The sequence below is a fragment of the Staphylococcus rostri genome (assembly GCF_002902145.1).
GTDB lineage: Bacteria > Bacillota > Bacilli > Staphylococcales > Staphylococcaceae > Staphylococcus > Staphylococcus rostri.
In genome coordinates, this window is sequence record NZ_PPRF01000158.1 from 468 (window position 1) to 8,686 (window position 8,219).

Annotated in this window: 7 protein-coding genes and 8 tRNA genes; 3 read left to right on the forward strand and 12 right to left on the reverse strand. The window is 36.6% G+C overall.

Features of this window, described 5'->3' with window-relative positions; translation table 11 throughout:
• The 3 genes from CD122_RS12450 to CD122_RS11610 all read left to right on the forward strand — a co-directional run.
• Positions 1–440, forward strand: a 440-nt coding sequence (locus CD122_RS12450; RefSeq protein WP_240624174.1) for a GIY-YIG nuclease family protein, incomplete at its 5' end; no start/stop codon positions are given.
• Positions 441–509: 69 nt separating this feature from the next.
• Positions 510–986, forward strand: a complete 477-nt coding sequence (locus tag CD122_RS11605) for a hypothetical protein (RefSeq protein WP_103359044.1) — start codon at positions 510–512, stop codon at positions 984–986.
• 87 nt (positions 987–1,073) lie between these two features.
• Positions 1,074–2,123 (forward strand): tyrosine-type recombinase/integrase, encoded by a 1,050-nt coding sequence (locus CD122_RS11610; RefSeq protein WP_103359045.1) that lies wholly within the window; start codon positions 1,074–1,076, stop codon positions 2,121–2,123.
• 182 nt (positions 2,124–2,305) lie between these two features.
• Here the strand turns inward: CD122_RS11610 and CD122_RS11615 are convergent.
• The 12 genes from CD122_RS11615 to hemE form a co-directional block, all read right to left on the reverse strand.
• Positions 2,306–2,395, reverse strand: a tRNA-Ser gene (locus CD122_RS11615).
• 53 nt (positions 2,396–2,448) lie between these two features.
• Positions 2,449–2,520, reverse strand: a tRNA-Glu gene (locus tag CD122_RS11620).
• Between the two features lies 1 nt (position 2,521).
• A tRNA-Asn gene (locus CD122_RS11625) sits at positions 2,522–2,596 on the reverse strand.
• Positions 2,597–2,606: 10 nt separating this feature from the next.
• A tRNA-Gly gene (locus CD122_RS11630) sits at positions 2,607–2,680 on the reverse strand.
• Between the two features lie 14 nt (positions 2,681–2,694).
• Positions 2,695–2,767: transfer RNA gene (locus CD122_RS11635), tRNA-His, on the reverse strand.
• A 14-nt stretch (positions 2,768–2,781) separates the two neighbouring features.
• Positions 2,782–2,854: transfer RNA gene (locus CD122_RS11640), tRNA-Phe, on the reverse strand.
• A gap of 7 nt (positions 2,855–2,861) precedes the next feature.
• Positions 2,862–2,938: transfer RNA gene (locus tag CD122_RS11645), tRNA-Asp, on the reverse strand.
• Positions 2,939–2,949: 11 nt separating this feature from the next.
• Positions 2,950–3,023: transfer RNA gene (locus CD122_RS11650), tRNA-Met, on the reverse strand.
• A 470-nt stretch (positions 3,024–3,493) separates the two neighbouring features.
• The gene (locus CD122_RS11655; RefSeq protein ID WP_103359046.1) at positions 3,494–4,066 is read right to left on the reverse strand and encodes an RBBP9/YdeN family alpha/beta hydrolase; all 573 of its coding nucleotides are present in this window, start codon (positions 4,064–4,066) and stop codon (positions 3,494–3,496) included.
• A 188-nt stretch (positions 4,067–4,254) separates the two neighbouring features.
• The gene (gene hemY / locus CD122_RS11660; RefSeq protein WP_103359047.1) at positions 4,255–5,658 is read right to left on the reverse strand and encodes a protoporphyrinogen oxidase; all 1,404 of its coding nucleotides are present in this window, start codon (positions 5,656–5,658) and stop codon (positions 4,255–4,257) included.
• A gap of 15 nt (positions 5,659–5,673) precedes the next feature.
• Entirely contained in the window at positions 5,674–6,603 is a 930-nt protein-coding gene (hemH, locus tag CD122_RS11665; protein WP_103359048.1) for a ferrochelatase, read from the reverse strand.
• Between the two features lie 39 nt (positions 6,604–6,642).
• On the reverse strand, positions 6,643–7,683 hold the full coding sequence (gene hemE / locus CD122_RS11670; protein ID WP_103359049.1) for a uroporphyrinogen decarboxylase: 1,041 nt from the start codon (positions 7,681–7,683) through the stop codon (positions 6,643–6,645).
• Positions 7,684–8,219 lie beyond the last annotated feature (536 nt).

An 8,219-nucleotide genomic window follows, 5' to 3' on the forward strand; every position in this document is an offset into this window, starting at 1 on the left:
AAAAAATAAATAAACTGGAATCTCAAATTGAAGAACTAAATTCATCAAAATCTGATATACACGAAAGAAAAATCAACTCAAAATCAGGATATGTCTATATCATTTCAAATATAGGCTCATTCGGTGAAAATGTATATAAAATTGGCGTTACACGTAGATTAGAACCAATGGAACGTATCAAAGAATTAAGTGATGCATCAGTTCCATTTGAGTTTGATGTGCATGCAATTATATTCTCTGATAATGCTTTTGAGCTTGAAAATAAACTACACAAGCACTTCAAACAAAACCAAATCAACAAAGTTAATAATAGAAAAGAATTCTATAATGTTGATTTATCAGAAATACAAAAGTTAGTTTTAGCAGAGTACAACGATACTGTAGAGTTTACTTTTGAGCCCAAAGCAACACAATATAGAGAATCTTTATTACTTAGTTAAATTATAGGTGTTGCTTTACAACCTAAGCATCTTTTTATTACTTCGAAACAATTGATAGGAGTGAATGTTATGAAAAAAATACTTGGCATTCTTTTAGCAAGCGCTTTAGTATTAAGTGCCTGCGGAAACGATGAGAAAGAGAAAAAAGAAGAACCTAAAAAAGAGACAAAGACAAAAGAACAAACAGAAAAGCAAAAAGCAGTTAAAAAAGAAAAAGCTAAAGAAAATAAAGACGAAAGTTCTCCGGAATCATCGGAAGCAAATGCTGCTCAAAACAGTGTCGAAACTCAGTATTCACAATCTTCCCAAACTGAGCAAATCGGGCAATCAAACCAACAAGAATTTGAAGAGTTTTATGAACAGCTACCGACCTATGAAGAACAGATGAGAGCAAACGCAGAAGTTGCTAAACAGCATGGATATACAGGTATACCAAATGGCGACGCAGGATTGCTCCCCGTTCCTGACTATTATTACTCTAATGATCAGCTAGACCCCGAAACAGGGTTGCCTTATGAAGACGCAGTACCTCACAAAGTAGAATAAACGATTAAAAATATACTGGGTAGCCCGCCTACCCTATATATTTTTTATAAATCAATAGAACATACGTTCTTAAAAGAAGTGGACACAATGAGTGTAAAGAAGTACAACGGTAATAAGTGGTATTACGACTTTGGTCATGAAAGGAGACGGTATAAAAAGAAAGGTTTTAAAACAAAGAGAGAAGCCACCGAAGCAGAAACAATAGCAAAAAATCAACTTATGCGTGGAATAGTTATCAATAATAAAACTTCCTTTATTGACTACTATGAGCAATGGATTGAAGTAAATAAAAAGAATGTCATTACTGATAGAGCATATTTAACATATGTTAATGCTATTAAACAGTTTAAAAAGTTTTTAGCTACTGAAAACTTAGACGACATTACTCTAAGCAACTTTTCAACTACTCTCTATCGTAAATTTATCAAATGGTATGGTGCTGACCATGCGACTGAATCAGTTAAGAAGTTACACAATTGTATCAAAGCGTCGTTAATGGACGCCATACAGGAAGGTCTCATTTATAAAGACCCTACGTATAAGGCAGTAATTAAAGGTAAAAAGCCCAGTCAACCTGAAGAAGATAAATTTATGAACTTAGAAGACTATAAAAAATTGAAATCATATGTAGCCAATGTCCCTATTCTATCGTACTTGCTAATTTATATATTAGTAATTACAGGCGGACGATTTGGAGAAGTTCAAAAATTAACTACTGATGATATTAACTACTTAAAAAATACAATTCATCTAAGAGGTACAAAAACTGAAACATCCGATCGTATTGTAGATATACCGTCTGAAGATATGAAAGTTTTACGAAATACATTATCTGAAATACTAATCAACATGAATAAACAGATATTTAACACTGGATATTCCTTAATAACAAATAACGCTGTAACAAAAGTCCTTCAGAAATTTTGTTTGGAAAACAGACTTGGCAACTTCACACTACATGCAATTAGACACACACATTGCTCTTACCTATTGCATGGTGGCGTTTCGATTTACTACATCTCAAAACGACTTGGTCACGCTAGTATCAAAACAACATTGGACGTCTATTCGCACTTACTTGATGAAACAAATAAAATTGAAAGCGAAAAGGCTCTGAAGCTAATAAAATCAATGTAGGGTACATACTTTTATTTTTCGGGGACGTTTTCTCTTTTTTTTAGCCTCTCAGGGACGTTTCGGGGACGTTCCGCTCAAAATACCACTTCCAGCAAAAGACAACAAAAGACAACAAAACGCCGTCATATCAACGTTTATAGATACGTGATACAACGGCGGAACAGCCAAAAATACCTAAAAACCGGAAGATGAGGGATTCGAACCCTCGAGACGCTTGTAGGCGTCTACACACTTTCCAGGCGTGCTCCTTCGGCCAGCTCGGACAATCTTCCATACTAAAAAAATGTAACAAAAAATCAGAAGCGATGTTTCACTTCTGATTATATGACCCCTACGGGACTCGAACCCGTGTTACCGCCGTGAAAGGGCGGTGTCTTAACCGCTTGACCAAGGGGCCATGGCTCCACAGGTAGGACTCGAACCTACGACCGATCGGTTAACAGCCGATAGCTCTACCACTGAGCTACTGTGGAATAATTAAAATGGAGCGGGTGATGGGAATCGAACCCACAACATCAGCTTGGAAGGCTGAGGTTTTGCCATTAAACTACACCCGCATTACAACGATATGGGCGGTTGATGGGAATCGAACCCACGAATGTCGGAACCACAATCCGATGCGTTAACCACTTCGCCACAACCGCCGTGATAAAAGAAATGGTTCAGGACGGAATCGAACCGCCGACACAAGGATTTTCAGTCCTTTGCTCTACCGACTGAGCTACTGAACCATAATAATGGCGGTCCCGACGGGAATCGAACCCGCGATCTCCTGCGTGACAGGCAGGCGTGTTAAACCGCTCCACTACGGGACCACTTAAAAATATTGCGGGAGGCGGATTTGAACCACCGACCTTCGGGTTATGAGCCCGACGAGCTACCGAACTGCTCCATCCCGCGACAATATTATTTAAAAACAATTACCTTATTATATTATCACTTTATTGAGATACTGTCAATACGTTTTTTAAAATTTTTAGAGTTTGATAATTAAAATACTCAAATACGTTAACTCTAATTCTAAAAAACTGTGTGTCAAATGTTCTATTAAATTTGACGACTTCGTTATTATATAGTGCGTATACCGAAAGGTCAACTCCCCCAATATAAAAATACATGGAATAAAACACCTTTATGGTAGATAACAAATTAATGTTCCTTAATGACCTACCTAGTCCTTAGTCATATCTCCAAATTCGACAATTGGAAAACACTCAAGGTATATGATGGAGGATAAATCATACCTTGAGTGTTTAGGAATCTTAAACATGATTAGGAGAATATCATTTTTATTTGATGGTTAACCCATCTAACATCATTATATTTAGGTTTACCTAAATATTCAAGCGATAACCTCTCCTAATTATTTATTAATCGAATTTTTGAAGTACCTTATTCTTTAAAAAGAGAAATGCATCAAAGCCATCTTGGCTACAGAAGTGACCGCCTGTCTCTTGTTCATATAATTTACAGTCTAACGCTTCACATAACTTTTGTGTTGCTTCAAACGGAACAACATAGTCATCTTTTGCAGCAACGCCAAACATATGAATTACCTTATTATGTAGCTTTTCAAAATCTAAATCCCATTTAAAGAATGAGTCTAAAACCTCTTGATCTGGTAGACGTCTGCTGTTTGGTAAATCCCCTTTAAATCCGGATACCATCGCAAGACTTCCCACTTTTGAAACATCGAGATCTTGTATAAATTTAAGTGTTGCTATAACACCTAAACTATGTGCGATAAAAATCGTATCTTTATTTACGTCCTTAATATTTTCTTTCATATATTGAACCCATTCATCACCGTCTGGTTTCATCGTATTTGGCAAATCCAAAACTGTGACGTCATGTCCTTCAATTGTTAAAGTATTTTTTAACCATGGAAACCAATGGTCTTGGCTATTAGCTTGATAACCATGAATGATATAAACATTTGTCATTGTACTGCCTCCTTACGAAATCTTACGTTAATATCATATCATACTTTAAAGTAATAAATATGATATTGAGATAATCGTACGAATTTTGTCGCATTTTTCTTAATATTATAATAACTTTGCTTGCTATTTTTGAAAAAAGAGTAACACTTATTTATCAATTCATTGATAGAAAGCGTTACTCCTTTTAGTTATAGAATGCGTGTCATCAGATTTTCGACAGCTTTATGTGCTTGGCTAATACAATCCGGTAATCCTACTGCTTCAAACGGCGCACCTGTTATTTGTAAATGTTGATAATTATCATAGACGTGTTGCTGAATGCGTTTAATTTCATCAATATGTCCCACATGATATTGAGGACTTGCAAACGGCATTTTGTTCACGATTGTAAATTCAGGTTCGCCTTTAAACGTCATCATTTGTTCTAAGTCCCGACGTGCGATTTTAACTAGATTTTCATCAGTTTGTTCATTGACAATATTATCGCCTTGTTTACCTATATATGCACGAATCAGCACTTTACCTTCTGGCGTAGTATGTGGCCATTTCATAGAGGTCCACGTGCATGCTGTAATATCTGTATTACTTGTACGTGCAATGACAAAGCCCGTTCCGTTATGGACGTTTTCAATGTTTTTATCATCAAATGCAAACACAATTGTCGCAACTGATGATGCCTCCAGTTTACTAAAATAATCAAAAACTGGATCTGTCTTAAACCATTGACGAAATACTTGATGTGGCGTGGCTACGATAACACCATCAAAAAACTGTTCAGAGCCGTCTGCTAATACAACATGATACCCTTTTTGTGTCGACTTCAAATCTTCAACTTTTGTATTATAACGAATGGTTACATCATGCTTTTTCAACCATGCCTCTAAATGAACAATAAAATCATACAAACCACGTCTAAATTGTTTAAATTGGCCCTGTGCATCTGATTGATTATAATCCTCTTTTTGCAATCGTGCTTTACGAACTTGTTGCATCCCTTTAATAATACTGCCGTGTTCTTCTTCTAATGCCTTGAAATTTGGGAACGTACTCATCAAGCTCAACTCATCAATATTCGTACCATAAATACCACTCAGTAACGGTTCAATTAAGTTCTCTAATAATTCGTCACCTAAGCGTTCTCTAAAAAAGTGGCCGACCGACATATCGCCCTCTGGCATATCTATCGGTTTAAGCGTCAAATCTTTCAACGCACGCAACTTACCCTTCATTGAAATCAATTGCGTCGTCATAAATGGTTTGATATCTGTTGGAACACCTAAAATCGCGCCGCCCGGTATTGGATATAAACGATCATTCGCATAGATATACGATTGTCCCGTCTGGTTCGTCACAATATCTTCGTCAGCGATACCAATATCTTTTGCGACGTCAGTCATAATCGTTTTACGTCCTAAATATGATTCCGGACCCAGTTCTATCACATAGCCATCTCGATACGCTGTCTTAATTTTCCCACCAGGGACATCCTTTGCTTCATAAATCGTCACATCAACATTTGGATACTGTTTTTTAATAAAATACGCGCTTGTTAATCCCGTAATACCAGCACCTACAATCGCTATTTTCGTCATTTTTCTCACGCTTTCTTAATAAATATTAGAAATTTCGTCTACAATTGCACCGATAAATAAAGGATGTGTATCAGGCATTGGTGGACGGTGGTAAGTTGCTCCTACTTCATCACATACAACTTTACATTCATAATCATTGTCATATAATACTTCAAGGTGTTCTGCAACAAAGCCTACTGGCGTATAAATAAAGTGTTTGCAACCTAATGTTTGATGTAAATCACGTGTTAAATCTTGTACGTCTGGTTCCAACCAAGGCGTGCCCGTATTACCTGCCGATTGCCAACCTACTGCTATATTTTTCAATGGAATATGTCCAGCGATTAATTGTGCCGTTTTTGAGATTTGTTGTGGATATGGGTCATTACTTTCAACAATCATTTTTTCAGGTAAGCTATGTGCCGATACAACAAGCATTGTTTTGTCATATTCTTGCTCTGGAATATTAGCCAATACTTCATTAATGCGCATTGACCAATATTCAATAAACTTTGGTTGCTCAAAATAACTGTTTACATGATGTAATTGCATGCCATACTTATCTGCTTGTTCTTTAGCACGTTTGTTATATGATCCAATTGAGAATCTAGAATAATGCGGTGCTAAAACTACAGTAACCGCTTCTGTAATACCATCTTCATGCATTTGCATCACTGTATCTTCAATAAATGGATGAATATGTTTTAAGCCGATATATAACTTAAATTCTACATCTTTATATAAACCGCTATTATTAAGTGCAGCAACAAGCGCCTCACCTTGACGCTCAGTTGTGCCCGCTAGTGGTGATAGGCCGCCGATTGCTTCATAACGGCGCGTCAAATCGTCTAATTCTTCTTGGCTTGGCTTACGTCCATGTCTGATATCTGTATAATATGGTTCAATATCACTCTTTTTATATGGCGTTCCGTATGCCATTACTAACAAACCCATTGTTGTTGTCATCTTTTATCCGTCCTTTATATACACGTATTCAATATTTTATTAATTTTGGGCAGTGTAGTCGTGAACAAATTGTGCAACACGACGTAGTGTCGCAGGATCCACTTCTGGGAATACACCGTGCCCTAGATTAAAGATATGTCCCCCTGAATGTGCCAATCCTTGGTCTAAAATTGGTTTCAAACGCGCTTCAATTACTTCCCAAGGTGCTAATAAAATACTCGGATCTAAATTACCTTGAACTGTTTTTGATACGCCTTTTTTGCCAGCTTCTTGAATTGATGTACGCCAATCGAGGCCAAGCACATCAATTGGTAGGCTGTTCCAAGCGTTAATAAGATGGCTTGCACCGACACCAAAGAGAATCACAGGTACATTGAGTGCTTTGATACCAGAAACTAATTTATCCATACATGGTTGGATAAAATATTGATAATCTGCTTCATTAAGTGCGCCGACCCAAGAATCAAAAATTTGAATTAATTGTGCACCCGCTTCAACTTGGCCTTTTACATATGTAATAGACATTTCAGCAAGTGTATCCATTAACTTAAACCATGTTGCTTCATCTCGATACATCATTGCTTTAGTCTTATTGTAATTTTTAGATGGGCCACCCTCGATCATATAGCTCGCCAAAGTAAACGGTGCACCAGTAAATCCGATTAGCGGTACGTTCAGTTGCTCTTGTGTTAATAACTTAATGGTATCTAAAACGTATGGTACATCTCGTTGTGGATCGATTTGACCTAACGCTGTGACATCTGAATATTGGCGGATTGGATTAGAAATAACCGGTCCAATGCCTGATTTAATTTCTACATCTACACCAATCCCTTTTAACGGTGTCATAATGTCTTTATATAATACCGCTGCATCCGTATTATATTGATCAACTGGCAACTTGGTAACATAGGCACATAGCTCCGGTTGATGCGTAATCTCAAATAACGAATATTTTTCTTTTAACTTTCTATATTCGGGTTGAGAGCGACCTGCTTGGCGCATAAACCAAACTGGCGTATGTGCACACTTTTCCCCTTTTATCGCTCGCAATATCGTATCATTAAACGTATTATTCATGTGGTCCTCCTTCATTACAATCATTCTTCGCAAATATAGCACAGCCACATTAAAGAACTCTGTGAAACTGACTATTGTCACAAAAAATTAAAATATCATTTCCCACGTATTGATTGATTTGAAATCGTTTAAAAACATACAACTCATTTATGGTCTGAAACAGAAACACATTTCTAGAAAAGGTTTCATTCGTCGTCTCGACTTTTTAAAAATCCATACGTTACTAAGTATAGCACGTGGTTGAAAAACGGTCGAAATATGAATTCGAAAATCATAAGAAATGAGGGAAATCCCTATAGTGAATAGGACAGAGGTTGAGGCAAAATTTTGCTTTTGGGACAGCATTTATCAGTTTCCCAGTGCTTATATTTATTGTTTCCAAGCCCCAACGATCCTAAATCGCTATTAAAATTCCAATTATCTAGATTAATTATTTAGTTTTTCTGGCAAAAGGTATATGATATTAATAGAATAGCAACTTTTGCTACCTTTTAAACAGGAGGACATTAATAGATGAACTTTTATATTACGTATGG